Annotated in this window: 22 protein-coding genes and 1 pseudogene; 10 read left to right on the top strand and 13 right to left on the bottom strand. The window is 42.5% G+C overall.

Going from position 1 to position 25,189, the window contains the following annotated elements; all coding sequences use genetic code 11:
- Positions 1-83 precede the first annotated feature (83 nt).
- Both tagD and G6R02_RS02170 read left to right on the top strand, forming a co-directional pair.
- Entirely contained in the window at positions 84-476 is a 393-nt protein-coding gene (gene tagD, locus G6R02_RS02175; RefSeq protein ID WP_164667631.1) for a glycerol-3-phosphate cytidylyltransferase, read from the top strand.
- Positions 469-1,611 (top strand): CDP-glycerol glycerophosphotransferase family protein, encoded by a 1,143-nt coding sequence (locus G6R02_RS02170; protein ID WP_164667630.1) that lies wholly within the window; start codon positions 469-471, stop codon positions 1,609-1,611. The genes tagD and G6R02_RS02170 overlap by 8 nt, the downstream gene beginning before the upstream one ends.
- Positions 1,612-1,634: 23 nt before the next feature.
- Here the strand turns inward: G6R02_RS02170 and pssE are convergent, their stop codons facing one another.
- The 5 genes from pssE to G6R02_RS02145 form a co-directional block, all read right to left on the bottom strand.
- The gene (pssE, locus tag G6R02_RS02165; protein ID WP_164667629.1) at positions 1,635-2,114 is read right to left on the bottom strand and encodes a PssE/Cps14G family polysaccharide biosynthesis glycosyltransferase; all 480 of its coding nucleotides are present in this window, start codon (positions 2,112-2,114) and stop codon (positions 1,635-1,637) included.
- On the bottom strand, positions 2,111-2,581 hold the full coding sequence (gene pssD, locus G6R02_RS02160; protein ID WP_246202494.1) for a PssD/Cps14F family polysaccharide biosynthesis glycosyltransferase: 471 nt from the start codon (positions 2,579-2,581) through the stop codon (positions 2,111-2,113). The genes pssE and pssD overlap by 4 nt, the downstream gene beginning before the upstream one ends.
- A 13-nt stretch (positions 2,582-2,594) precedes the next feature.
- Positions 2,595-3,656: a glycosyltransferase gene (locus G6R02_RS02155; protein WP_246202493.1), complete on the bottom strand. Its 1,062-nt coding sequence runs from the start codon at positions 3,654-3,656 to the stop codon at positions 2,595-2,597.
- 42 nt (positions 3,657-3,698) lie between these two features.
- Complete coding sequence (locus G6R02_RS02150) at positions 3,699-5,000, bottom strand: O-antigen ligase family protein (RefSeq protein ID WP_164667627.1); 1,302 nt, start codon at positions 4,998-5,000, stop codon at positions 3,699-3,701.
- 94 nt (positions 5,001-5,094) lie between these two features.
- Positions 5,095-6,408 carry a UDP-glucose dehydrogenase family protein gene (locus tag G6R02_RS02145; protein ID WP_164667626.1) on the bottom strand — a complete coding sequence of 438 codons (1,314 nt, stop codon included), beginning with the start codon at positions 6,406-6,408 and terminating at the stop codon, positions 5,095-5,097.
- A 229-nt stretch (positions 6,409-6,637) separates the two neighbouring features.
- Between G6R02_RS02145 and G6R02_RS02140 the strand changes: the two genes are divergently transcribed.
- Complete coding sequence (locus G6R02_RS02140) at positions 6,638-7,528, top strand: C39 family peptidase (RefSeq protein ID WP_164667625.1); 891 nt, start codon at positions 6,638-6,640, stop codon at positions 7,526-7,528.
- A gap of 48 nt (positions 7,529-7,576) precedes the next feature.
- Here the strand turns inward: G6R02_RS02140 and G6R02_RS02135 are convergent, their stop codons facing one another.
- On the bottom strand, positions 7,577-9,037 hold the full coding sequence (locus tag G6R02_RS02135; protein WP_164667624.1) for an APC family permease: 1,461 nt from the start codon (positions 9,035-9,037) through the stop codon (positions 7,577-7,579).
- A gap of 397 nt (positions 9,038-9,434) precedes the next feature.
- Between G6R02_RS02135 and G6R02_RS02130 the strand changes: the two genes are divergently transcribed.
- Both G6R02_RS02130 and G6R02_RS19890 read left to right on the top strand, forming a co-directional pair.
- The gene (locus G6R02_RS02130; RefSeq protein WP_164667623.1) at positions 9,435-9,800 is read left to right on the top strand and encodes a hypothetical protein; all 366 of its coding nucleotides are present in this window, start codon (positions 9,435-9,437) and stop codon (positions 9,798-9,800) included.
- A gap of 124 nt (positions 9,801-9,924) precedes the next feature.
- Positions 9,925-10,167: a hypothetical protein gene (locus tag G6R02_RS19890; protein WP_205520032.1), complete on the top strand. Its 243-nt coding sequence runs from the start codon at positions 9,925-9,927 to the stop codon at positions 10,165-10,167.
- Positions 10,168-10,325: 158 nt separating this feature from the next.
- Here G6R02_RS19890 and G6R02_RS02120 read toward each other — a convergent pair.
- Positions 10,326-11,105: pseudogene (locus G6R02_RS02120) on the bottom strand (permease); the annotation flags it as partial.
- A 95-nt stretch (positions 11,106-11,200) separates the two neighbouring features.
- Positions 11,201-12,277, bottom strand: coding sequence for a glycosyltransferase family 4 protein (locus G6R02_RS02115; RefSeq protein WP_164667622.1), 1,077 nt, complete (start codon positions 12,275-12,277; stop codon positions 11,201-11,203).
- Positions 12,278-12,430: 153 nt separating this feature from the next.
- Between G6R02_RS02115 and G6R02_RS02110 the strand changes: the two genes are divergently transcribed.
- Both G6R02_RS02110 and G6R02_RS02105 read left to right on the top strand, forming a co-directional pair.
- On the top strand, positions 12,431-12,835 hold the full coding sequence (locus tag G6R02_RS02110) for a hypothetical protein (protein ID WP_164667621.1): 405 nt from the start codon (positions 12,431-12,433) through the stop codon (positions 12,833-12,835).
- A gap of 568 nt (positions 12,836-13,403) precedes the next feature.
- On the top strand, positions 13,404-14,288 hold the full coding sequence (locus G6R02_RS02105) for a fructose bisphosphate aldolase (RefSeq protein WP_164667620.1): 885 nt from the start codon (positions 13,404-13,406) through the stop codon (positions 14,286-14,288).
- A 135-nt stretch (positions 14,289-14,423) separates the two neighbouring features.
- On the opposite strand, the gene G6R02_RS02100 is transcribed toward G6R02_RS02105, so the two are convergent.
- The 3 genes from G6R02_RS02100 to G6R02_RS02090 are packed head-to-tail and all read right to left on the bottom strand — an operon-like array spanning position 14,424 to position 16,815.
- Positions 14,424-15,059 (bottom strand): TetR/AcrR family transcriptional regulator, encoded by a 636-nt coding sequence (locus G6R02_RS02100; RefSeq protein WP_164667619.1) that lies wholly within the window; start codon positions 15,057-15,059, stop codon positions 14,424-14,426.
- An 18-nt stretch (positions 15,060-15,077) separates the two neighbouring features.
- Positions 15,078-16,094, bottom strand: a complete 1,017-nt coding sequence (locus G6R02_RS02095; protein WP_164667618.1) for an ABC transporter permease — start codon at positions 16,092-16,094, stop codon at positions 15,078-15,080.
- Positions 16,072-16,815, bottom strand: coding sequence for an ABC transporter ATP-binding protein (locus tag G6R02_RS02090; protein WP_164667617.1), 744 nt, complete (start codon positions 16,813-16,815; stop codon positions 16,072-16,074). Before G6R02_RS02090 ends, G6R02_RS02095 begins: the two co-directional genes overlap by 23 nt.
- Before the next feature lie 460 nt (positions 16,816-17,275).
- Here G6R02_RS02090 and G6R02_RS02085 point away from each other — a divergent pair, with 460 nt between their 5' ends.
- The 3 genes from G6R02_RS02085 to G6R02_RS02075 all read left to right on the top strand — a co-directional run bounded on the left by G6R02_RS02085 (position 17,276) and on the right by G6R02_RS02075 (position 20,865).
- On the top strand, positions 17,276-18,820 hold the full coding sequence (locus G6R02_RS02085; RefSeq protein WP_164667616.1) for a Re/Si-specific NAD(P)(+) transhydrogenase subunit alpha: 1,545 nt from the start codon (positions 17,276-17,278) through the stop codon (positions 18,818-18,820).
- Between the two features lie 15 nt (positions 18,821-18,835).
- Entirely contained in the window at positions 18,836-20,275 is a 1,440-nt protein-coding gene (gene pntB / locus G6R02_RS02080) for a Re/Si-specific NAD(P)(+) transhydrogenase subunit beta (protein WP_164667615.1), read from the top strand.
- Positions 20,276-20,433: 158 nt separating this feature from the next.
- On the top strand, positions 20,434-20,865 hold the full coding sequence (locus G6R02_RS02075; protein WP_164667614.1) for a DUF2935 domain-containing protein: 432 nt from the start codon (positions 20,434-20,436) through the stop codon (positions 20,863-20,865).
- Positions 20,866-21,254: 389 nt separating this feature from the next.
- On the opposite strand, the gene G6R02_RS02070 is transcribed toward G6R02_RS02075, so the two are convergent.
- Together G6R02_RS02070 and G6R02_RS02065 are read right to left on the bottom strand one after the other, a co-directional pair.
- Positions 21,255-24,323 (bottom strand): efflux RND transporter permease subunit, encoded by a 3,069-nt coding sequence (locus tag G6R02_RS02070; RefSeq protein ID WP_164667613.1) that lies wholly within the window; start codon positions 24,321-24,323, stop codon positions 21,255-21,257.
- Positions 24,323-25,189 carry an efflux RND transporter periplasmic adaptor subunit gene (locus G6R02_RS02065; RefSeq protein ID WP_164667612.1) on the bottom strand — a complete coding sequence of 289 codons (867 nt, stop codon included), beginning with the start codon at positions 25,187-25,189 and terminating at the stop codon, positions 24,323-24,325. Before G6R02_RS02065 ends, G6R02_RS02070 begins: the two co-directional genes overlap by 1 nt.

The following is a 25,189-nucleotide window of genomic DNA, read 5'->3' as shown; positions in this document are numbered from 1 at the left end:
ATCGCATTTAATTTTTGATTAACTTTATATATATAATGCATACTATTATATAATATAAACCTTTTTGAAATGGAGGTTTTATTATGAAAAAAGTAATCACATACGGGACATTCGATATCCTTCATACTGGTCATATAAATTTATTGCGTCGTGCCAAGGAATACGGCGACTATCTAATTGTTGGTATTTCATCTGATGAGTTTAATGATTTAAAAGGTAAAAAAGCGTATTATACTTTCGAACAGCGCAAAGCCATCCTGGAAGCCGTCCGCTATGTAAATGAAGTGATTCCTGAAGACACATGGGAGCAAAAATTGGATGATGTGATCAGGTATGATGTTGATGTTTTTGTAATGGGCGATGACTGGAAGGGTCACTTTGACTATTTAAAAGAACATTGCGAAGTTATTTATTTACCCCGAACCATTGGAATATCAACAACAAAAATTAAGACAGATTTAAATAAAAATGGTTAGAGAAATTATCATTGCTTTATACCTTTTGGTATTTCGAATGCTTTTTAACCTGTTCAAATTATTACCTCAAAAGACAAAAACCACATTCGTCGCTTCATTTGGAACAAATATTTTATATACTATTGATGAACAGGAAAAACAAACGGATGACAGTATTGTAATACTCAAAGCCAATCAATGCAGCATGGATTTCGGAAGTGGACCAAGACGAAAAACTTTGAAGTTTGGATTCCCACACTTTCTTGATTGGGTTCGATCCATTTATCATTTGGCTACTTCTAAAAAAGTTTTTATTGATAATTATTATGGGTTTCTTTCTGTGACAAAATTTAGGTCCAATACCCAGTGCATTCAGTTATGGCATGCATCTGGAGCAATAAAGCAGTTTGGCCTGAAGGATAATTCAATTGAAAACCGTCACTCTAATGCATGTAAACGATTTAAAAACGTTTACGATCGATTTGATTTAGTTATTGTCGGTTCAGATAAAATGGCTGCTATCTTCTCTGTTGCTTTTGATCTGCCGACTAGTCGTATTCTTAGAACTGGAATACCACGGACAGATTTCTTTTTTGATTCGGCAGCGAAAAAAGAAGCTGAACAAACACTAAGAAATGCTTTTCCTGTCATCAACAACAAGAAAGTCATCCTATACGCTCCAACTTATCGTGAGCATCAATCTGCATCTCAGTTGGACATTGAAATAATGCATGAGGTACTTAGTGAAGAATATGTATTGTTTTTAAGTCTTCATCCTAAAGTAAAAACTGAAATGGAAAATAACTACCCAGGATTTGTCTTTGATGTATCCAATCATTTTCATATAAATCATATACTCGTCATTACTGATATTTTAGTTACGGATTATTCGTCAATTCCTTTTGAATTTTCATTACTGAATAAACCAATGGTGTTTTATGCATATGATTTGGAAGAGTACGCCCAAGTGAAAGGCTTATGGAAGGATTATGATAAGCTTGTTCCAGGACCTGTGGTGAAACATACGGAAGACTTGATCCATGTTCTGCAAACAGGTGAATTTAATATGGCCACAGTTAGAGATTTTGCCGAGGAGTGGAATCAGTATTCTGATGGAAAATCAAGTGAACGTTTAATCAAGACATTATACAATTAACCCCTTGCTCTTTTGCAAGGGGCCTATACTTCCTTAATAAAGTTTTCTATTATTTGATATATCTGTTCCCTGCCAGAATGAAAAGGTTTGGGCTGAAAGGTTTCTGCCTGGTTCATAACATCCTCAAGCGGCGTACCATCTTCCCAACTTAAAATGTGGCCCTGGTTCCTCATTGCGGAAACAATCTGTAGCTGATGATCATCATTATGCTCCCGGTATTTTTTTAACCGTGGACATGCAATTACCCTCTTTCCTTTATTTATTCCCATAATTATTGAACCTGTACCTGCATGGGTAATAATCAATCTTGCCTGCTCATACAAAAGTTCCATTTCATTGTAGCTGACAAATTGCTTAAGAATCATGTTGTCACTTTTATATTTTGTATGACCATGCTGGACAACAATATCTTCTTTAATAATATTATCACTTTTCAATCGTTCCACTTCATTCAGTAATCGGTGAAATGGCAGTTCATGGGTACCTAACACAACTAAAATCAATAGATGGACCCCCCGTTTACGGATTTTGGATAAATTCTTTTCATTGATTCCCATTGAACAATGAACAAATCGGCAATCGGGTAAACCATTCTCCCTGATAATGTTGGGCTGGTGGTCTTGGCAAAGCTTTCAATAAATATTACTTTTTTTCGAAACAGCTTTGCAATGTAGCACATGGGCACCGCCGTGTGTGCTCCTGTTGTAATAACTACGTCAGGTCTGCGGTATATAAATATCCCGAATGCCCTTAACAAATTGTACGAGAACTTAAATATGTAACGCAGCATGTAATTTCTTGCACCATAAACAAGCAGAGATACCGGATATTTGTCCTTTAACTCTTTGGTGATTGCACACTTTTCTGTAACGATGTGGTATTGATAATTTTTAAATAGGGGTTCAAGCTGCAGCAGTTGTGTTAAATGACCGCCTACAGACGAAATAAGCAGTAGTTTCTTTTGGTCCAACTTCAATTCGCTCCTATCCACGGTGATATAGTTTAATAAGTTGACCGATTAGTCTTTCCTGGTCATACCTCTGAGCTTTTACTTCCCCATTTATAATTAGCTCGTTGCTTAGTGAATCATTATTAATTACCGATTCGATTCCTTTGCTTAGTGATTTTTTGTTTTTTGGTTCTATTAATACTCCCGCTCCGTCACTTAGTAAATAATGTAATCCACCAACATTACTCCCAACTACTGACGTGTGGCAGGACATGGCCTCCAATGCTACAAGACCAAAGCCTTCGATATGTGATGGAATAACAAAAACATCGGCAGCTGCCATCCATTTGGCAACCTCTTTCTGGTTCATTGGTGGATGGATGTTGAAGTCGTTATATTTACTTTTAAGTTCCTGTACGAAGGCTGGCTCTTTTTGAGGGCCGATTAAATGAAGCTCTATATTAGGGTGATTTTCTTTTAAACCGCTGTATGCTGCAACGAGTTCGGTTATTCCTTTGGCTTTGATGATATTGCCGACAAACAGGATTATTATTGAATTTTGAGAGATGTTAATAGCATTCCTGGCATCCGCTCGATCCATTGGAACGAAAATCTTCCTGTTAACACCCATATTAAGAACCGTTATTTTCTTTTTCCCAACTCCGAACATTGTCACCATGTCATGCTTAAGTTCCTCTCCAACAGCGATAACATGGTCTGCTTCATGTAAAATCTGCTTTGTCCGTTTGAAAAAGAATGGTCCTTTTTTTGCCATCTTGTCCAAATCGCCGCCATGTGCTGTTGCAATGACCCGGGTGCGAAAGCGTTTTTTGAACAGTAAAGCCAGCCATCCACTTGGAAATACGTAATGAGCATGGACAATATCATATTTTTTTCCCTTAGTAAGCAAAATGAGGATGATATGGATCATCCATAAGAAATATTTTTTCACTACAAATAGTGTGCCCATTCGTGGATCTTTTATTGCAGCAACATCCACTTGAAATCCTCGTTTTATTAGTTCTTCCACCTGATTTTTAACGAAAATGCCAAAGGTCGGATTTGTTTTATTTGGGTACATAGTACTTATTACCAATATTTTCTCCACTTTCCCCACAGCCTTATACATTTTATTTTTTCATGATGTTCTATGTTTGGTTAGTACGAATAAGTAACCAATAAAGATTGCCAGGTATATACCAGATGCGGGCGATGACAGAACATGCCCCGCCACGAAAGCACTTCCCAACCCTAAACATACGGATAAACCAGTAAATATTATAGGAACACTTATTTTTCTTATATGATATTTGAATAAGTTAATCAAGATACGATAGCCAATATAAATCAATGGCAGCATGAGCAGTACAAAGCCTATGACACCAAAGCTGAAATACCAGTCCAGAAAGTCCATTTCAATTAACTTTGGTGAATTGGTATAATTTCCACCATGGCCCATACCAAATAGCTTTTGCGATATTGGCGCTTCTTTATATTGCTTCATTATATTTTTTAAAAAATCACTTCTGCCGCTTAAGATTTTTTGATCTATTTGCATCTGCTCTTCAGGAGTTGTTTCTGTATCTGGTGTGACGTTTTGCTGATTTGTAATATCCAAGCCAAACGTAAGGTGCAAATTATTTCCTACAGGAGTACTTGGCGTTATGAAAATTGTCGCGGCAAGCATGGCTGCTAGGGTTGTAAAATTAACCCAACTTCTCTTGATAATGAGAATTAAGATTGCTGCGGTCAATACAATGATAATTGAACCAAAGCTTACTTTTGTTCCAACTGTAAGCATTGCCCAAATTGTTAGTCCAATAAAAGGTAACAATTGCACCTTTGTCACTTGTGATTTTTTTTGAACCATGTATAAAATCATCATGCTGAATCCCATGCCTAAAATAATGCTAAGCTCATTCGCTGAAAAAAACCAGCCGGTGTGGCCTTCCTTGGCAAGTGAACCATAGCTTCTTTTTGCAGTATCTGTCAGACTTGCCAGCAGCATGACTCCTGAAATAAATGCCATATTAATAAAAACGCACTGTTGAATAATTTTTTGCCAGTTTTCCTTAGCAGAAAAAGACCTTATTACAAACAGATAGACAATAAGTAATTCCATAAAGAAAACTGTTTTTATTATGTAAGTCAATTCAGACGTTATGATGAATTGATATTTTACTATGTAATTGTTGATAAGGTTAATCCCCATGAAAAGACCCAGTATTAGAAAATATATGAGTACTGTCTTCTTCCCTTTTTTATCCGGAAGCAGCAAGGTGTATATAAATCCTGCGCCCATCGCTAAAACTCTAATTACAATCGAAACTGGTATGTCGAAATACGCTAGTACGTCTAAAATGGGCTGCAACAGCAGAAAATAAATAAATGCAGATTCCATTCCACTTATTAGTTTATTTTTTTGTAAATCTGATGTCATGAAGGGGCTCCCCTTTTCCTATATCTTCCACTATTATTAGACATTCTTGCTGTTTTTAAACAATAAGAAAAGATGCCTGTTTTGTAAGGCACCTTTAGCTATTAGTATTTACCGATGGACGGCCGATGGATTGGTATTCTATGCCACTTGCTTCCATTTCATCTAAAGAGAAACAGTTTCTTCCGTCGAATATAATTGGATTGTTTAGATACTTTTTGAAGTTATTAATCGGATATTCCTTTATTTCTTTCCAGTCGGTTAGAATGACTGCACAATCTGTATTGTCAAGTGCTTCCTCCATTGTTTCTGCATATTTTATTTCTTTCGGCAGGATCCTTTTTGCATTTGGGACTGCGGCTGGATCAAAAGCTTTGATTGTTGCACCAGCATTTAATATCTTTTGAACAACCGTAATAGAAGGGGCATTCCGCATATCGTCCGTCCCAGGTTTAAATGCCAACCCGAGTAGTGCAATCGTTTTATTTTGCAGATTGCCGAACCTGTTCATGATTTTTATTATGAGTAATTCGTGCTGCTTTTCATTTACATCATTTACGCTTTCCAAAATAGGCATATCGCGTCCCAAGTTCTTACCAAAGGTGATTATCGCGCTCGTATCCTTTGGAAAGCAGGAACCTCCATATCCAATACCTGCTTTTAAAAAGTGCTTTCCGATCCGTTCGTCCATTCCTATTCCGTTTGCAACATCATCCACATTCGCACCCGCATGTTCACAAAGATTGGCAATTTCGTTAATGAAACTGATTTTCGTTGCCAAAAAAGCATTGGATGCATACTTGATCATTTCCGCACTTCTTGTGTCCGTTTTAATAATTGGAATTCCAAACGGCTTGTAAAGTCTCTCCACCTGTTGTAAAGCACCTTTATCTTCTGATCCTAATACAATTCGATCACCATAAAATGTATCATGTACTGCTGAACCCTGGCGCAAAAATTCAGGGTTAGAAACGATTTTGACGGAAATATTGGCTGGCGAATTGTGTTCGATCATTTTTTTAATTTGTTCGTTTGTACCAATTGGAACGGTGCTTTTGGTTACAATTACTGTATCATTGTGTAAATAATCGCCGATGTTTTTGCAAGCCGTATGTAAAGTGGATAAATCAGCAGAACCATCTTCACTTTGTGGCGTACCAACACTAATCATAACAATCTCTTTATCAGCCAGACCTTCTTCATAGCTCGATGTGAAATGCAGTTTATTTCGATGAATACCTTTCTGCAGCAGTTCTTCCAATCCTTCTTCAAAAATGGGAGAGTTTCCGCTCCGTAATTTTTCGAGTTTCACCTCATCTATATCGATGCATGTAACGTCGTTGCCGATTTCAGCTAAGCACACACCTGTAACAAGACCTGCATAACCGGTACCAATTACAGCAATATTCATGGTGTTATCCCGCCTTATGATTTATTCCGTAACATTAATACTTATGATTTAATTCACTGTTTTATCATTAATTTGAGAAAAACGGTTTTTTAGCAATAAATTATCGCAAAATATCAAAATATGTAAATATTCTTCCTTATTTATGTTATATTGGTGTTGTGAGTAATATTTCCTATAACATTAATAGTTAAATAGTCTGATAATTTGACAAATTACAGGGGGAGAGGTTTTGGCAAAGAAACTACTTATTGTCTTTTTATGTTTCGTTTTACTGGGCAGTTTTTTTGTATCAGAAGGCAGGAAAGTATCAGCATCGAATAAAAAAGTAAAAATCAAGGGAGTACCTGAATATCATCAATTTCCTCAACTGCCGACAGGGTGTGAGGCGACATCTTTAGCTATGCTGTTAAGCTGGGGCGGTGAGGATTTTGGTAAATATGAGGTGGTGGACAAGCTTCCTAAAGGGGACAAAGTTAGATTAATAGATGGCGAGTTGAAGGGTGCCAATCCGAATAAAGAATTCGTGGGCAATCCCTATTCCGATGAAGGCAGTTTTGGTGTCTTTGAAGGACCGATTTTGGAAACGATTGATAAGTTCATGCCGGGAAAAGGTGTTGATTTAACGGGACAGTCGTTCGATTCACTATTGGATATCGTGCGGTCCGGAAAACCAGTGATGGCCTGGACGACCATCGAGCAGCGGCAAACGTTTCACAGTGCAACATGGACGGATGATGAAGGAAACGAAATTAAATGGAACCGCTTTGAGCATGCGGTTGTCATTACGGGAATAGACGGAGAAAATGTGATTGTAAATGATCCGTACACAGGTCAGGAAGTATACTATAATCGGGAGTTATTTGAGAAGAATTGGGCTTCTATGGGCAAGCGTGCCGTAACGCTGGATGTCAGTACATCTGCTGAATTGGTCAATTTAAGCGGGAAAGATGGTAAAGTTGAGAAGAAAAAATCGCTTCTTGAAATAGAAAATGGTGTTAACATGTTTACGAACGCTGTAGGAAAGATTTTTACGGAGATTGAAATTATTAGGTATTACCCTACTAACTTTTCGAAACTGTGGAAACCATTTTCATATTTTATGCCTCAAGAAAATACATAAGTAAGTAATAACCCCGGAGCAGATACCACATCCGCTCCGGGGTTATTTTTAAGCCCGATTCTTCGCTTCAATCTTCTTATTACCCAAAATCAAATAATTCAATTCTTCTTTTGGAATCTCATTAAATTCGGACCGTCTGGCCATATAGAATATAAGACCAAGTACAATCCATGCAGCTAATGCAATCAGTGATTCGATTCCAAGTGCTGCCGGTGATCCTGGTATAAGCAGCAATCCGAGGAATGTAACACTTGCAAGCATACCCAGTCCTGCGATAGTTTTTTTAAACGGTGCGACAACGTGTTTCTTCGGATTGAAATCTTTGCCTTTTGACCATTTAAATAAAGTAAACGCGGTATAACATGTATAGAAATAAGCTATAGTTACACCGATTGATGACATGTCGACTACCCAGCCCAGTGCTTGGCGGCCGAACCATGGTGCCAGCATTGCTGCGATAACGGTGAAAATAATGCCTACATACGGTGTTTGATGTTTTGGATGGAGCTTGGCAAAGGCTTCAGGTAATATTTTCGCACGGGCCATGGCAAACATCAGACGGCTTGATGAAATAATGAATCCATTCAGGCCGGTGAAGATCCCCATTGTCAGTGCGGTAACAATAATTACCAATCCCATGTTGCCAAGTAGCCCTTGAATCGCCGCTCCTGTTCCCCAGTTTCCGCCTTGTGCTACAAGATTCTGCCACGGCTCAATCATAGCCGTCGCAATAATCATCATGCTGTATAATAATGCTGCGAAAAATATAGCAAGAATAATTAATGTAAATGCTTTTCTGGATGAAAAGTGAAATTCTTCTGCTGCCTGTGGTACATTGTCAAACCCGACATATGCCCACGGTGCAATCGCCACAATTGATATAATCGCTGCGAATGCAGTCGTTTCTGTCGGGAATAGTGGTGCTACATTTGATAAACCTGCACCAGGTTGCATCCCGACCATAAAGGTGATGGCGATTACGCCGATGACCATGATCGAACAGAATACAAACTGCATGCGTCCTGAAAGACCTGAACCTTTTACATTAAAATAACCAAAAATTCCTAATACCGCTGATGCAATAATTACTTCTGTAAAATAAACGTCCCAGCCGGCGATTGTATACATATGCATATTCTCCAGCAGTGCCGGAAACACAAATTTTACCATTAGTGCAAATGCAGATGCGTTCAAGGCAACAATACAAATATATCCTAGCGTAAGGAACCATCCGCTGATAAAAGCGTGCGTGCGTCCAAGACTAATAAATGCGTATGCAAATTCCCCGCCTGATACCGGGTAACTTTTAATTAGATATCCATAACTTACGGCGATCAGCATCATAAGTAACGCACCGATACAAAAACCGATAATGACACCCAATGGACCTGCTGTGGACATCCAGGTTGTCGGCTGTACAAACGCCCCCCAACCAATCGATGAGCCTAACGCGATAGCCCATACCCAGTGTGGCTTCAGTGTTTTTTTCAGTGTCTGTCGTTCTTCCATGCTTCGTCTCCTTCTGTGTTCTTTTTTTATACACTACCCTTTTATATCAAAAATCGTCTTTATTCGCAAAATTCATATTACTGGCATTATGCAGGTTTGCGGGATTATTTTGGCGATATTTGCTGTTGGTTTTCTGTGGTGATATTTTTTGGGAGGATTTGGCGATATGTGATGAAATGCGGTGTGTGTTTGGTGTCGGATTTTGCTCAGGGGTAACTTGTTAGTTAGTGTTTACAGATTAGGGTGTTGTATACGATTTACTTTTAACTAATAAGTTTACATATTATAAATCAGGCTATAATACATTAATAAATACATAATATAATCACATTTATATGTGTAATAATATGATATAATGGAGGTGGTAAAGTTGAAATTTAAAGGAGGCGTACATTCTATGTCAAACCAAATGCTACAGACTGTTGGAAAAGTTCGTGGCGGTTTTCAGATTGATGGCTATTTAAATGTGACCCAGCTGAGCAGGTCGACAGAATGGAAGGAAACACTCAAAAAAATGGATTCCATGCAGGTGCTTGACCGTAACAAAACTGCTGCAATATTATTGTCCAAGGATGCCTATATAGCTGTAATGGATTACATTGATGCTTTGGAAGAGGAACTGGATAACGCCCATATATCAACTCTGATGTCGGAACGTAAAGAAATGGATAATTGGTCAGAAGGTGATGATCTGGCAGAAAAGGGAAAGAATAGTTTTCGGAAACGCGCTAACTATCTTCAACAATTATTAGACGATGAATAAGGAAATAATTATTAAATGGATCAAAGAGGTTTCTGCTGTCAAAGGGATTCAAATGGACCCGGACGCTCTGGCAGATGATGTTTTTCTGATGACTTATGTTTACAGGGATTCTTTAGAATTTTAAATGGCAATGGAAAATGTTGTGAAGTCATTAAATCTTTTGGTGACCGACCAGGTAGACGGTTCACAGCTCGTTTCGAATTATACCGGCTGGGATTCGTATCATTTTCAAAGCAAACGAGTGCAGGGGCAGCGGGCTGACCTTAGAATTGTTTTTCAAAGGAATTCGGGATTGATTCGTGTAAGAGGTTTTGGAAATAGATGGGTACCGGTGGATATTTATCAGCGGTTGCGGCCGAGGGAATAGTCAGGAGGGTTTAATTTTGCGCAAAGCCCTCCTGTTTATTTATTTAGAGCAGCAAGTTTCCCCTTTTACCTCCGTGATTTTCACTTCACAGCAGCTTTCTTTATTATCTCCTTTGAAGATTTTTACAATCAATTGCTTCATTAACCTCACCTCCCTTATTAAACCAGGTAAAAGAAAAATCCGGATATTGTTGCCATGGATATGACGGAGACAACGAATGCGGCTACCAGCTGTTTTTGGAAGATGGATTTCAGTAAAATAAGTTCCGGCAGGCTGGCCCCGGCTGAACTGATCATCATTGCCATCACCGGGCCAAGCGCCATTCCTTTCATGATGAATACGTGTGAAATGGGGATCATGCTTGATAGGCGGATGTATAGTGGAATTCCGATAATAGCGGCGATTGGTACGATCCACCATATTTCTTTTCCAAGCCACTGGGTAATCCATTCGGTCGGGACCAGTCCATGAATGATGGCGCAGATTGCTGCCCCAATAATCAGGTAGGGAAAAACACTTTTCATAAGTGCTATCGTTTCGTCCCACGCTCCTCTCCAGTTAAATTGTTTGGTTTCCGCTTCGTATCCCGTTATCACAACATTCTTTACATAACGTTCAAACTTGAGCTTGCTCAGGGAAAACCCGATTATGACGGAAGCGATTGCTGTCACGATGGTATAAATCAATGCAACTTTCCATCCAAGGATGACGCCCATCAGCGTGAGGATGGTAGGGTCGAGAACTGGTGACGCAAAGAGAAATATCATGACAATCTGGAACGACAAATTTTTTCGCAGCATGGTTACCACGACCGGAATCGTTGAGCAGGAACAAAATGGTGTGATGAAGGCAAACAATAATGCTGCAAGGATTCCGATCAGCTGATTGCTTTCGGACAGATAACGTTCTATTTTTTTGTACGGTATGTAGGCCTGGAGTGAGAACTCGAAACTATGTGGTTAGAGCTGCAAAATTAGCGCTAGAGCTCGAAACTAGATTTATTAGAAATATTATAATGCATTATCGCAGAACATTACTTATCTTTCTCCCTTCGTTTAAATATTTTTTTCATCGTATCAAGAATCGGCTTCTTCCCACCCATAACGAGACCACCAATCTCAGCAAAAATATGCAACAGTACGAGTACGAAAAATGTAATAATGAATGATGTAGTCAGGCTTGCATAGGAAAATAATACAGCCATCGTTCCGAAAAGCGCACTGAATGCGTAGATGATCAGGACGGTTTTCCGGTGGCTGAAACCTGCTGCGAGCAGCTGGTAATGAATGTGCTTGTTGTCAGGCATCATAATATTTTCCTTATTGTAAGCACGTCGGGCAATCGCGAACAAGGTGTCGAAAATCGGCACGGCCAGGACAATAATCGGAATGATGAAACTGAACAGGGCGATATTTTTGAATAGGCCGACCACTGACACGACAGCAATCGCGTAACCAAGAAAATTTGAACCGGAGTCCCCCATATAAATTTTTGCCGGGTAAAAATTATGATATAAAAAGCCAAGATTGGCACCGATTAAGATGATACATAATGAAGCTGCCAGGATTTGCGTGTCAATGAGTGCCATGATGAACATGCTCGTCAGCGCAATCGTCGTGACCCCTGTTGCGAGGCCATCCAGTCCGTCGATCAGGTTAATTGCGTTCGTTATACCAACGACCCATAGTACGGTAATGAGAACGCTAAAAAAACCGAGTTCAACCATTCCGATGAATGGGAGTGTGATTTTGTCAATGATCAGTCCGGATGAGATCAGGAATGATGATGCAATCAACTGACCGGAGAGTTTGATGACGGGCCGTATATCGTATCGGTCGTCGAGGGCGCCTGTGATGAGAATGACGATTGCGCCCAGGATGATTTCCGGCAGATGCTCATGGTGCGGCTGCAAATAAAGGCCACCCAAAAAAACACCAAGAAAAATGGCTAGTCCGCCTAACCTTGGTGTCACTTTTTTATGTATTTTGCGATGATTCGGCAGGTCAACGACGCCCCACTTGATCGCGAGTTTTTTTACCGGATATGTTAAAAGAAACGTGGCGATAAGCGCGATGAAAAAGGCAATCGCCAGGTCGGTATAATTTATCATAAATTTTCTCCTATATATACTTCTTGTCGGACTTTGCTGGGTAATTGTCTTAAATTATATCGAATGTGTGGTGGATGGAGCAAATCCTTTGTTGAAGGGTTTGTGTTGCTGTCGTATAATTTTAGATGGTAAATATTGAGAGGAGGTAGTTTTATGGGGGCTTACATATTTGTTGCAGCGTCCGTACTTGCGCTTATTCCGATCATGGTTCTTTTTAAAATGAACCTGGAAAAGATCCGGGAAAATCCGGATCAGCTGGAAAAAGTACAGACGAAATTTTTTATCGGGGTTGCGATCAGTGAGGCGATTCCGATTCTGCTAATCGTTTTTGGCATGGTGAACATGACAACGGTGGATAGCACGAGTGAATTGTACATACCGGGGTTGCTTGTCATCGTGTTGATGGTGATTGCCGTTTTCTTTATGACATTGCAACGGGCAGTGAATACTGATGCGGAGTCAAAAGCTGCAGTCAACAGTTTTGCCAGGATCGGGACACCGATGGCTATGGCCATTCCGCTTGTTTCGATTGTGGGGTTGTTTATGATGGCACCTTGATTTTTTCGAGAGGAAGAATGGCGCGCCGGCTGAGGTCGGTGCGCTTTTTTATTTGTTTGGGGAGGCGGTGCTTGTCCCCTCGGGTTGTCGGGCGGATGTTTTCTCTGTAGGGATGATATTCTTGCTACCGGGCTGATGTTTTTTCTGTGGAGCTGATGTTTCTGCTCTCGGGATGATGTTTTGCCTGTGGGGCTGATGTTTCTGTTCTCGGGCTGATGTTCTTACTGTCGGGATGATGCTTTCTCTCTGTGGCGGATGTTTTGCAATCGTATGTCGCAATATCTGTCCTCTGCTACAGATTTTTTATGAATGAGACACGATTTTCCTTCAGTGATAAATATTGTCAAATTATTTCCCGGGAAATGACAAATTGCTTTATCATTCGTATTATCTGCTGCAGTCCGTCGATTTATCGGCCATAAGATCCGCTGATATCAAAAATTATGCCTCAGACTATATCCTAATCTCCATTCATGGTACAATATAAATGAAAAATCGCTTATGCCTAGATACATATTTTGCCTTAAGCGGATAAAGGTAATTTTATTACAATAAAGGAGTGTCTTAAATGAATCAAAAACACTTTGAACAAATGAAAAACGGAGATGGATTTATTGCAGCGCTGGACCAGAGTGGCGGGAGTACACCAAAAGCACTGGCCCTATATGGCGTTTCAGAAGATCAATATTCCAGCGAGGATGAAATGTTTGATTTGGTACACGGAATGCGCACGCGAATCATCACATCCCCTGCTTTCAATTCCGATCGTATCATCGGTGCTATTCTGTTTGAACAAACAATGGACCGCGAAATTGAAGGAATGTACACAGGTGATTATTTGGCTGAGAAAAAAGGCGTTGTTCCATTTCTGAAAGTGGATAAAGGCCTTGCCGATGAATCAAATGGCGTGCAGCTGATGAAGCCGATCAACGACCTGGATGATACATTGAAACGCGCAAATGAGCGTCATATCTTTGGAACGAAGATGCGCTCTGTTATTAAGGAAGCAAATCCTGAAGGCATCAAAGCCGTTGTCGACCAGCAATTTGAAGTCGGCAAAAAAATCATTGATGCCGGTCTCGTACCGATTATTGAACCGGAAGTGGATATTAACAGTCCGGAAAAAGAAAAATGTGAAGAACTGTTGAAGGCAGAAATTCAGAGCCATCTAGATAACTTAGGACAAGACGAGTATGTGATGCTGAAGTTGACTATTCCAACAGTTGCTAATTTGTATAAAGAACTGATTGAGCATCCGAAAGTTGTTCGTGTTGTTGCACTTTCCGGTGGTTATGCCACAGAAGAAGCGAATGAAAAGCTGAAAGAAAATAATGGACTTATCGCAAGCTTCTCACGCGCGTTGACGCAGGATTTGAATGCCAACCAGACAGATGAGGAATTCAATAAAGAGCTTGACGAAGCAGTGGAATCTATTTATCAGGCTTCGATTTAATAAATATAAATGAATGGCGCACCGGCTAAGACAGCTGGTGCGCTTTTTTTGAACCATGGGGACAGGAACCCTGGGCCGCACTATGGTGGACCGCGGGCCCTGTCCCCTTGGACCACCCCTGGACCAACCCTGGTCTTATGTCCCAATTCCGTTCATAATCGTTTTAATCGTTTGCTTGATTTCCGCTTCGTCGTCCCAGTCTTTATCCGGTTGAATGATGAAGCGGTTTATGATGAATCCCATTGCTATGGGGGCCATTCCACGAATGATGGTTTCGTTCGGCAGATTCTGCAGTTCCCCTTTTTCTTTATAAAAATCAAGTGTCTTATTGAGTGCAGGATATACGTTTTCCAGAAAAGCACGCTTGAAAGCTTCCTGTATCTCCGGATGAAACGCCAATTCCTGCAAAAGAATTTTCAGCAGCGGGATATTAGCCTGTGCAAATTCAAAACGATTTTTAATAAACGCGTAAAGCAGGTCCTCAAAGTGTTTATAATCTTCCTGGAAAACCTGATCAACGAGTTTTTTTGCAAAGAGAGGTGCTGTAAAGTTCACGATAACCGGTTTGACTATCGTAACGAGCAGGTCTTTTTTTGTACGGTAATGGCGAAAAATTGTCCCTTCCGCCACCCCTGCCCGCTTGGCGATTTCACTCGTTGATGTGTTGTAGTAGCCTTTTTCGGAAATCAGTTCAATCGCTGCCCTGACGATTTCGATTTGTTTTGGCGTCATATTTCCCTCATTTTGTAATGCATCGATCATATCTGACATGGTGGCTGCCCCCTGTATTTATAATGTGCGGTGGCGTTTCAGTGCGATGATATTCAGCAAAATAAATGCTGCTGAAAAGCCGATTAAATAAGCGATGTTTACGATAACATCGGACAGTCCTTCGCCTTGTATCATGATTGCCTTCAACGCTTCTGCTCCATACGTCAGCGGCATAATTTGTCCGATGGCATTAATCCACTCTACCGATTCGGTCGGGAACAAACCGGAAAAGAATACCTGTGGAATAATAACAACCGGGATAAACTGGAACATCTGAAATTCGTTTTTGGCATAGGCTGACAGCAATGTGCTAAGACTTAGTGCTGTGATTGCGAGCAGGAATGTGATCACCAGCACCGCGGCGAACGACCCTTCCATGTAGATGCCGAGCACATAAATGGAAAAGGCTGCGATAATGATTGATTGGATGATGATAAAAATACCGAATCCGAGCAGGTAGCCGGCAACAATTTCCCAGCGCTTCAGCGGGGTTGCCAGCAAGCGTTCGAGCGTTCCCTGTGTTCGTTCCCGAAGAAATGATACACCGCCGATGATAAATACGAAAAAGAATACAAAAAATCCGATTAAAACAGAGCCGGTCTGGTCAAATAAATTCAGGTTGGATGAACCATGGAGAAAATTCACTTCTAGTTCCGGCGCATTCGGGTTGATTTGTTTAACGGCCTCGCTTATAACACGCTGCACGGCCGATGTTGCGCTTGGGCTGCTCCCTTCCATTGTCAGTTCTGCCTGCTTTTTTTCAAATACGAGATGTGCATCAGCCGTTTCATGCTGCAGTGCCCATTCCCCATGACTTTCATCGGTTTCAAGAATGGTGGCGTCCTGCTCCTCAAGTGCATCTTGCATTGGTGCCGGAATGTCAGTGACTGCGATGGTTGGTTCGTATTGATCCATATCGAGTACAAGCCACAAAAGCGTCATGACCAGGAGTGGTGCGACCATCATTAGCGCGATGCTTCGTTTGTCGCGTTTAAATTGCTGGATGATGCGTTTAATGATTGCTTGAATGCGCATGCTCGGCACCTCCCCCATAGTGTAAAAATGCTTCCTCCAATGTGTCTGTACTGCTTTTTTCTTTTAATGCGTCCGGACTGCCCTGGGCGATGATGCGGCCATCTCTCAGTAGTGCGAGATTATCACATTTTTCCGCTTCATCCATGACATGGGTAGTGATGATAATCGTCGTACCCTGTTTCTGCATGTTCCGCAGTTCATCCCAAATGGACGCGCGCAGAACCGGATCAATCCCGACTGTCGGCTCATCAAGGATAAGCAGGTTGGGCTGATGCAGGATGGCGATGGCCAGTGACATACGCCGCTTCATCCCCCCTGAAAATTTCTCCAGTGTTTTGTCCAGGTGGTCGGAGAGATCGACGATTTTTGCTGCTCCCTCGATACGTTCCTTCTGTTGCTTTTTGGGAATCTTATAGATACTTGCAAAAAAATGCAGATTCTCCCTTGCTGTTAATTCACTATAGAGTGCGTCGGACTGAGCCATGTAGCCGATCTTTTGCATCTGTTTGAAGGATGGCATTTTTTCTGATTCGATGCGGGTTGTTCCGTTCGAGGGAGTGAGCAGGCCTATCATAATTTTCACCATCGTCGTTTTCCCCGAGCCTGATGGTCCGAGTAAGCCGAACAGCTGGCCTTCCGGAATGTTGAGGTTAACTTCTTTTAATACGGTTTCTTTGTTGTAGCTGTGCTGGATGTTTTCCATTTTAACGAAGGTGGACATGGTGTGTGGCCTCCTTTTCAGTAATATGAGTGATTACTCACTTTTATCTTAGTTGACTATTCCGTATTTGTAAAGCTTTAATTTACGTGCATAACCTTTTTATCTGTAAATTGCCGCGGCCAAATTTAATATTTAGAAATATGTGACACCTGAATATTACAACAATGGTTTTTTTATGATATATTAAATATAGGCACGTTAGTTTCATGCAAAAAAGATAATTTCCGGTTAATACCTTTACGCGCAGCATGCACATTTTCACATTTGCAGCTAATCATGTGCTTCTTTTTCCGTGCCATCATTCAAACAGATGTCAGCACACAAGACCGGCTAAACACTGATATTCAGTTTACTATATTTTTTTACCATCTATGAAAGCGCTATCATTTTATGATATCCATCACCAAGCATTGATATTTTTTTATCCGGAAAATACAAATGGAATAAGGGGGGTCATTGTATGAGAATTGGAATACCGAAAGAAAGTCTTGCCGGTGAGACTCGCGTTGCAGCAACACCTAAAACGGTCAAGCAATTGATAAAACTGGGATTCCAGGTTTATGTTGAGTCCGGTGCCGGCAGCCGGGCCAATTTTACGGATGAACAGTATACAGCCGCGGGAGCTGTATGCATCGAAGCGGATGATGTCTGGCAGTCTGATGTCATCTACAAAGTCAATCCTCCAAATGAGGAAGAAATCATGAAAATCAAGGATGGCGCGACGCTGGTCAGCTTTGTCAATCCCGACCAGGATCCGGATTTACTTGCCAAACTTTCTGAAAAAAATATCAATGTGCTGGCTATGGATATGGTGCCGCGAATTTCCCGTGCCCAATCATTGGATGCACTTTCATCCATGGCTAACATTGGCGGATACAGGGCCGTAATGGAGGCGGCGCATACGTTTGGGCGTTTCCTTAATGGACAGATTACTGCAGCAGGTAAAGTTCCGCCAGCCAAGGTGTTTATCATTGGTGCCGGGGTAGCCGGGTTGGCGGCAATCGGTGCAAGCAAGTCACTTGGGGCAGTCGTCCGTGCCTTTGATGCTCGTTCCGAGGTGGCGGAACAAATTGAATCGATGGGCGGGGAATTTTTAGAAGTGACTTTCGATGATGAAGAAGATGGTTCGACGTCCACAGGTTATGCCAAAGCGATGTCAGATGAATTTATCAAAGCTGAAATGGCGCTGATTGCCGAACAGGCTAAAGAAGTCGATATCATTATTACAACCGCACTTATTCGCGGCAAGCCGGCGCCTAAACTCGTTACAAAGGAAATGGTCGACAGCATGAAACCCGGCTCTGTCATTGTTGATATGGCTGCAGCTACTGGGGGTAACTGTGAATATACAGTTCCGGGTGAAGTAGTGGTTACCGACTCAGGGGTAAACGTGATCGGCTATACGGACCTTCCCGGACGGATGCCGGCCCAAACATCAGACATGTATGGAACCAATCTGGTAAATCTGGCAAAACTGCTTTGTAAGGAAAAAGACGGAACCATAAACATCGATTTTGAAGATGTCGTCCTGCGCAACATGAGTGTTATTTGTAAAGGGGAAATAACCTATCCGCCGCCTGAAGTGAGTGTGTCCGTCCCGCCGAAAAAGCAGGAACCTGAAAAACAGGAGGAGCCTGCAGAACCGGAAGCACCTGCGAAGTCTTCCAATCTGAAATATGTATTTGGCGGAGCGGCTGTTTTATTATTTGGCTGGTTAGGCTATGTTTCTCCGCCGGAACTTTTGGGGCATTTTACCGTTTTTGCGCTTGCCATTGTCGTTGGCTATTATGTGATTTGGGATGTAACCCATGCGTTGCATACACCGTTGATGTCCGTCACCAACGCCATCTCGGGAATTATTATCGTTGGCGCATTATTGCAGATTAACAGTCCGAACGTTACAGTCCAGATCCTGTCTTTTCTTGGTATATTGATAGCTTCCATTAATATATTTGGCGGCTTTACTGTCACACAACGCATGTTGAAGATGTTTAATAAAGGCTAAGAGAGGTGAGAAAAAATGTCTGAAGGTTTAGTAACAGCAGCATATATTATTGCAGCCATCCTTTTTATCTTAAGTTTGAGCGGTCTTTCCAAACAGGAAACGGCGAAAAGAGGAAATGTCTTTGGTATTTTCGGAATGGCAATTGCAGTAATTGCCACTATTTTAAGTGTCAATTTGGATGTTGACAGCTGGATTTACATTTTAGCTGCCATGCTGATAGGTGCCCTGGTAGGCGTTCCTTATGCAAAAAAAGTTAACATGACCGAGATGCCGGAATTAATTGCTGCGCTGCACAGTTTTGTCGGGCTGGCCGCGGTATTGGTTGGTTATAATACGTTTATTGCGATGAAAACTGGAGAACCTTTACACGGGATTCTTTTAACTATTGAATTGACGGAAATATATCTTGGTATTTTCATTGGTGCGATTACCCTTACCGGATCTATTGTAGCTTTTGGAAAATTGCATGGCATGATCCGCTCCAGGCCATTGTCTTATTCATTTAAGAATGCCGTCTTTTTTATGGCTTTACTTACTTCAGCTGTTCTTATGTTTTTATTCATCCTTGATGGAGGTGCGGCAAATTCGCTGATTTTCCTTGCTGTCATGACCGGTATTGCCTTGTTCATTGGCTGGCAGATGGTTATGGCAATAGGCGGTGCTGATATGCCGGTTGTCATCTCCATGTTAAACTCTTTTTCCGGCTGGGCTGCTGCGGCATCCGGATTTATGCTTTCAAATGATCTGTTAATCATAACCGGTGCTTTAGTAGGGTCTTCAGGTGCGATTTTATCCTACATAATGTGTCAGGGGATGAACCGGTCATTCCTTTCCGTGATTGCCGGTGGTTTTGGTGATAATGGAACAAGTTCCGGTGATGATGACGCGGCGGTCGGCGACTATCATGAAGTTAGTCTGGATGATGTGGCAGAACTGCTGAAACAATCCGATTCGGTCATTATTACACCAGGTTACGGTATGGCAGTGGCCCAGGCACAATACCCTGTAGCAGAGATAACCAGGAAACTCCGTGATCAGGGTATTAAGGTACGGTTTGCCATCCATCCTGTGGCGGGACGGTTGCCGGGGCATATGAATGTACTTCTGGCGGAAGCAAATGTACCATATGATATTGTTTTGGAAATGGATGAAATTAATGAAGATTTTCCTGAAACAGACGCAGTACTTGTTATTGGTGCCAATGACACAGTGAACCCGTCCGCACAGGAAAATCCATCCGGCCCCATCGCTGGCATGCCGGTGCTTGAAGTATGGAATGCAAAAAATGTTATCGTTTTAAAACGCTCCATGGCATCCGGTTATTCCGGCGTGCAAAACCCATTATTCTTTAAAGAAAACACACACATGTGCTTCGGGGATGCTAAAACGACAACGGAGGAAATACTTAATAAGATTTCAAGTGATGGCAGCGGATCTTCGCGTAAAATAATCTAGAAAAAACTTCAGCAAACTGTGCCTGACTCCTATTTGGCTTCTGTATTTGTGCTTTGTGGCTTGGGGGCCCTTTTACGTATTTTCCAAGCATGAACGACCTGTTTTCAGCATAAGTATTATTGGACATATTTTTTTACATCAGGGGGAGGCAGGAGAGCATGCAGTTTTACTATGGGAGTCAAATGCCGCTTCGAATCTTGGATGAGGCGGAGTTTTGGAAGATGCAGGAGTCGGAGCATACCGTTGTGATGCGGGAGCTTGTTGCGGGTTTGGAAGATGAATATGTTGATGCGCTGAAGCGATGGGAAGAAGTGCTGAACACGACACACCAGCATACGAAGCGGTTTGTCGAGTCCGTAATCAGGAGCAAAGATGCTCTTTCTCCGGCATTGTATCAGCAGGTGTTGGACCTTGTGTCATTTTGCCTGCAGGAGAGTGTTGCGTTTATTCAGTTCTTCCGGCAAATTAAAAATGAAAGTGAAGCTGTTCAAGGTAACAATACTGCCAAAGTGGTTATCGACCATATCGTTGATGAATCGGAATATTTCATTGGAATTGCTCAGACGATTTTGTATGAGAAGCAGCAGTAGAATTTTGGAATGGGCGCCCTGTTGGGTGTCCATTTTTTTGGTGCTTGTTTGGGGGGGGTGCCTGTCACTTCCCGGATTTTGTCGAATTTTGTCACTTCCATTTAAATTGGAAGATTTTCGGCAGACGCCGAAAATCAACACTTTGAAACCGCACTGCTTTTGCGCGAGTTTGGGGTGGGTGTCGCGCGAGTTTGGGTGTTGTCGCGCGAGTTTGGGTGTTGTCGCGCGAGTTTGGGTGTTGTCGCGCGAGTTTGGGTGTTGTCGCGCGAGTTTGGGTGTTGTCGCGCGAGTTTGGGTGTTGTCGCGCGAGTTTGGGTGTTTTGCACCTTCGTATTCACTCGGTGCAAAACATCAAAAAGCTCCCCGCCAAAGCAGGGAGCCTTCATACATTAAGCTTTATTCTTTTTCCGTCCTACAAATTTTCCAGCGAGATCATCAAACAATGTATATACTACCGGAATCAACAACAGTGTAAATATACTTGAGATTCCGAGTCCGAAGATAATCGTAACTGCCAGTGGCTGCTGCATTTCGGCACCTTCACCTAGTGCGAGTGCTAATGGAACCATTGCCAGGATTGTTGTCAGGGTTGTCATCAGGATTGGGCGCAGTCGGCTTGGTCCCGCTTCCAGGATCGCTTCATAGCGGTCCATGCCTTTTCGCCGCAAGATATTGATGTAGTCAACGAGCACGATTGAGTTGTTGACGACGATACCGGCGAGCATGATGATCCCGATGAACGCCGGGATGCTTAATGGCAATCCGGTCACAAATAATCCTGTCATGACACCGACGACGGTTGCGGGCAGTGAAAACATGATGATGAATGGGAACAGGAAGTTTTCAAACTGCACGGCCATGACCGCATAAACAAGAAATATCGAGAACACTAAGGCGATTGCTAAATCGGTAAATGATTCAGCCATGTCCTGTGCCTGGCCGCCGATTTCATAGCTGTACCCTTCAGGCATATTCATCGCTTCAAGCTCTGCTTCAACATCTGCAACGACACTTGCCAGGTCACGGTCGACAACTTCACTTGTCACATTCATTTGCGGCTGCTGATTTTCACGCAGTAATGTGACTGGTCCCTGGACTTCTTTAAACGTAACAACCTCTTCCAGTGGGATCGACACACCAGTTGGCGACTGAATTTTCATGTTTTGCAGGTCGCTGATGGTGCTGCGTTCTTCCTCTGGGAACATCAATGTTACGTTCATCTCATGGCCATCTTCACGATACTGTGATGCGATCTGACCAGTGAATCGCAGCTGAATCTGGCTTGTTATTTGCTGCTGATTCAATCCGTACGTAGCCGCTTTTTCCTCATCGATCTGGATGGTCATTTGTGGCACGCCTTCTGATGCGGCAGATGTCGCGTTGTAAACCCCATTGACTGTGGATATTTGATCAACCACACTGGATGCCAGTTCACGCAGTACTTCATGTTCCGGTCCGTTCAACTGAATTTGTACGGGATCTCCCATACCCATTCCGCCACTGACTGCAGCTACAGTAATTTCAGCACCAGGAATATTTTGTACGTCTTCATCGATTTCCTGGACAATTTGCTTTGTTGATTTTGTCCGGTCCGTTGATGGGATCAGCTGCATGGTGTATGTTGCCTGGTTGCCGCTTGAGCCCATCATTCCCATACCGCCGCCACCGACACTGACATAGTTCGTTTCGATGACATCTTCATATTCGGTCAGTTTTTCATTAATCTGCTCTACAACTTCCTCGGTATGTTCCAGTGTGCTGCCTGGTGCCGCTTCAACCCGGATTTCCATTTGGCCCTGGTCTGAGGCAGGGATGAATTCCGCTCCGATTAATGGTATCAGCGCCAGGCTGGCAACGATTGCGATAAGAGTACCGGACACGGTTGTTTTCCGATGCTTCAGCACCCATCGCAAGACTCCGCGATAGCCATTGTTCACACGGCCAAGGAACCGGTCAAACCAGTAGCGGCGTCCCTGTTCTTTGTCCATTGCTTTTGACAGTAATTTTGAGGAAAGCATCGGTACCAGGGTTACTGCTACAACAAGTGACGCAATCAGCGAGAACGACACGGCCAGTGCCAACGGTGTGAACATGTCTGACGCAATTCCTTCTACATAAATGATTGGTAAAAAAACCACCAATGTTGTTGTTGTCGAAGCAATGACGGCCGGCGCCAGCTCTGATGCACCTTTAGTTGCCGATTCAAATAAGGTGTAGCCGCGCTGCCGGTACGAGTAGATATTTTCCAAAATAACGATCGAGCTGTCGACCATCATTCCGAGGCCGAGTGCAAGACCACCGAGCGTTAGTACGTTCAGTGTTTCGCCGGTAAAATACATTAATGTAAATGTTGAGATAATTGCGATTGGAATCGACAATCCGATTACAACCGTTGCCCGAACACTTTTCAAAAATAACAGCAAAATAAAGATGGAAATAACGCCACCAATTAAGATGTTTTTGACTACAGAACTGATTGACATCTCAATAAACTCGGATGTATCGATAATGACGTCCAGATTTGCGCCGTCAGGTAATTCGCTTTTAATTTCCTCCATGCTGTCCTGAATATTGTTTGCGACTTCAACGGTATTGCCGTCTGTTTTTTTCATAATCGACAGTACGACAGATGATTTGCCGTTGACGAGTGTTGTTGTTGATGATTTTTTAAACGTATCGTTCACTTCGGCTACGTCGTCAACGTGTATCGATGCACCTGATTCCGTTTGAACAATCGTTTGTTTAATATCCTCAACAGACTCAAATTCGCCTGTTATCCGAAGCTGAAGGTCCTTGTTTCCTTTTTCAACCGAACCGACGGATGCAGACTGGTTCGTGCTGTTGAGCGACTGGACAATCGTCTGCGCTGAAACGCCATATTGCTGCATTTTTGCCTGATCCAGGGTAATTTGAATTTCCCGTTCTTTTGCCCCTTCAACGGTTACGGATGCTACACCGCCTTGGCGTTCAAAGAATGGAACGATTTGATCTTCGGCTATTTGCGTTAATGCTGCAGGGTCATCCCCGGTCAAACCAACCCACATAATTGGCATCTGGTCAGGACTGAACCTGAGCACACTCGGGTCCCCGGCTCCTTCAGGCAGCATTCCTTTTACCTGGTCAACTTTTTCCCGGACATCAAGCAATGCCTGGTCCATGTCGACCCCATTGTTAAACATCATCATAACAAGTGACGATCCCGATTGTGACTGGGATTGCACGGTCTGTATCCCTTCAATCGACGCTACTGACGACTCAATCGGCCGGCTGACTAAATTTTCTACTTCCTGTGGTGCGGCATCTTCATAAGACGTTGCGACAACTGCGACTGGCAGATTGATTTTCGGAAATAAATCAATCGGCAAACTGCGCAATGAAACAACGCCCAGCGCAATAATTGCCAGTACGATCATGATGACGCCAACAGGACGTTTTACAGATGTATTTACTAGCTTCACTATTTATTCCCCTTTTCCACAACGTTGACAAGGCTTTCGTCCGATAGTGTCAGCTGTCCGTTTGTAACAACCTGATCACCCGCTTTTACTTCTCCTTCAATCGCCGATTCAGCCGATTGGGTTTCTTTTACGGTTACTGTTTTTTTGACAGCTTTGTTATCTTCAATTACATAAACAAACGTTTCACTGCTCTCCTCGACAATCGCTTCCGTTGGTAAAATAATCGTGTCTTTAATGCGGTTTTCCGGAACGTTCATGATGGCAACCATTCCGGCTAAAATGGCGTCATCTTTATTCTCAACCGTTGCCTCTACCGGATAGAGCCCCGTGTCGTTTGGCATCGTGCTGATGGAAGTGATTTCCGCGTCGTATTTTTTGTCATCTATTGTTGCGGTGAATGTGTCTTCTTTTTCAAAAAGATCCAGTGTGTCAGCAGTTACGGTGAAATTGAGTTTCATGTCGTTGAAATCGGCAATTACCGCAAGCGGCTCGGAGTTGGATGCCATCGCGCCTTCTTGCCCATTTAATTGTGCGATTTCCCCGTCCGTCGAGGCGTAAATATTCTGGTTGCCCCGTGCTGTTTGGATGGTTGCGATCAGGTCATCCTCTTCAACCATTTCGCCGTTTTCCACTTCCAGTTCGGTGATTTCCCCGGGATTTTGAAGGGTTATCGGCGTGGTGCTCGCCGGTGCCGTCCGTCCGTAAAGTTGTTTTTCAATCACGAGGTTTCCTTTTTCCGCTTTAACCGTTTCAACCGGTGTAGCCGTCTCCTCCTGATTATCCCCGCTTGATTCTTCATTCTGATTACATGCAGCAAGGACGCTGACTAAAGCTATTGCTGCCAACATTAAAAGCAATTTTCGCAT

This window comes from Virgibacillus doumboii (genome assembly GCF_902806455.1).
Lineage (GTDB): Bacteria > Bacillota > Bacilli > Bacillales > Amphibacillaceae > Lentibacillus > Lentibacillus doumboii.
Note: the sequence above shows the minus strand (reverse complement) of the source record. Positions and strands in the feature narration are given on the sequence as shown.

What these genes read in the sequence shown, in the direction of transcription:
- G6R02_RS02095 (WP_164667618.1), bottom strand. Translation starts at nt 16,094, where the DNA reads ATGCGCATTCAAGCAATCATTAAACGCATCATCCAGCAATTTAAACGC.
- G6R02_RS02115 (WP_164667622.1), bottom strand. Translation starts at nt 12,277, where the DNA reads ATGATAAATTATACCGACCTGGCGATTGCCTTTTTCATCGCGCTTATC.
- G6R02_RS02090 (WP_164667617.1), bottom strand. Translation starts at nt 16,815, where the DNA reads ATGTCCACCTTCGTTAAAATGGAAAACATCCAGCACAGCTACAACAAA.
- G6R02_RS02135 (WP_164667624.1), bottom strand. Translation starts at nt 9,037, where the DNA reads ATGGAAGAACGACAGACACTGAAAAAAACACTGAAGCCACACTGGGTA.
- G6R02_RS02170 (WP_164667630.1), top strand. Translation starts at nt 469, where the DNA reads ATGGTTAGAGAAATTATCATTGCTTTATACCTTTTGGTATTTCGAATG.
- G6R02_RS02085 (WP_164667616.1), top strand. Translation starts at nt 17,276, where the DNA reads ATGAGAATTGGAATACCGAAAGAAAGTCTTGCCGGTGAGACTCGCGTT.
- G6R02_RS02065 (WP_164667612.1), bottom strand. Translation starts at nt 25,189, where the DNA reads ATGCGAAAATTGCTTTTAATGTTGGCAGCAATAGCTTTAGTCAGCGTC.
- G6R02_RS02100 (WP_164667619.1), bottom strand. Translation starts at nt 15,059, where the DNA reads ATGTCAGATATGATCGATGCATTACAAAATGAGGGAAATATGACGCCA.
- G6R02_RS02130 (WP_164667623.1), top strand. Translation starts at nt 9,435, where the DNA reads ATGTCAAACCAAATGCTACAGACTGTTGGAAAAGTTCGTGGCGGTTTT.
- G6R02_RS02075 (WP_164667614.1), top strand. Translation starts at nt 20,434, where the DNA reads ATGCAGTTTTACTATGGGAGTCAAATGCCGCTTCGAATCTTGGATGAG.
- G6R02_RS02150 (WP_164667627.1), bottom strand. Translation starts at nt 5,000, where the DNA reads ATGACATCAGATTTACAAAAAAATAAACTAATAAGTGGAATGGAATCT.
- tagD (WP_164667631.1), top strand. Translation starts at nt 84, where the DNA reads ATGAAAAAAGTAATCACATACGGGACATTCGATATCCTTCATACTGGT.
- pntB (WP_164667615.1), top strand. Translation starts at nt 18,836, where the DNA reads ATGTCTGAAGGTTTAGTAACAGCAGCATATATTATTGCAGCCATCCTT.
- G6R02_RS02145 (WP_164667626.1), bottom strand. Translation starts at nt 6,408, where the DNA reads ATGAATATTGCTGTAATTGGTACCGGTTATGCAGGTCTTGTTACAGGT.
- G6R02_RS19890 (WP_205520032.1), top strand. Translation starts at nt 9,925, where the DNA reads ATGGCAATGGAAAATGTTGTGAAGTCATTAAATCTTTTGGTGACCGAC.
- G6R02_RS02110 (WP_164667621.1), top strand. Translation starts at nt 12,431, where the DNA reads ATGGGGGCTTACATATTTGTTGCAGCGTCCGTACTTGCGCTTATTCCG.
- G6R02_RS02105 (WP_164667620.1), top strand. Translation starts at nt 13,404, where the DNA reads ATGAATCAAAAACACTTTGAACAAATGAAAAACGGAGATGGATTTATT.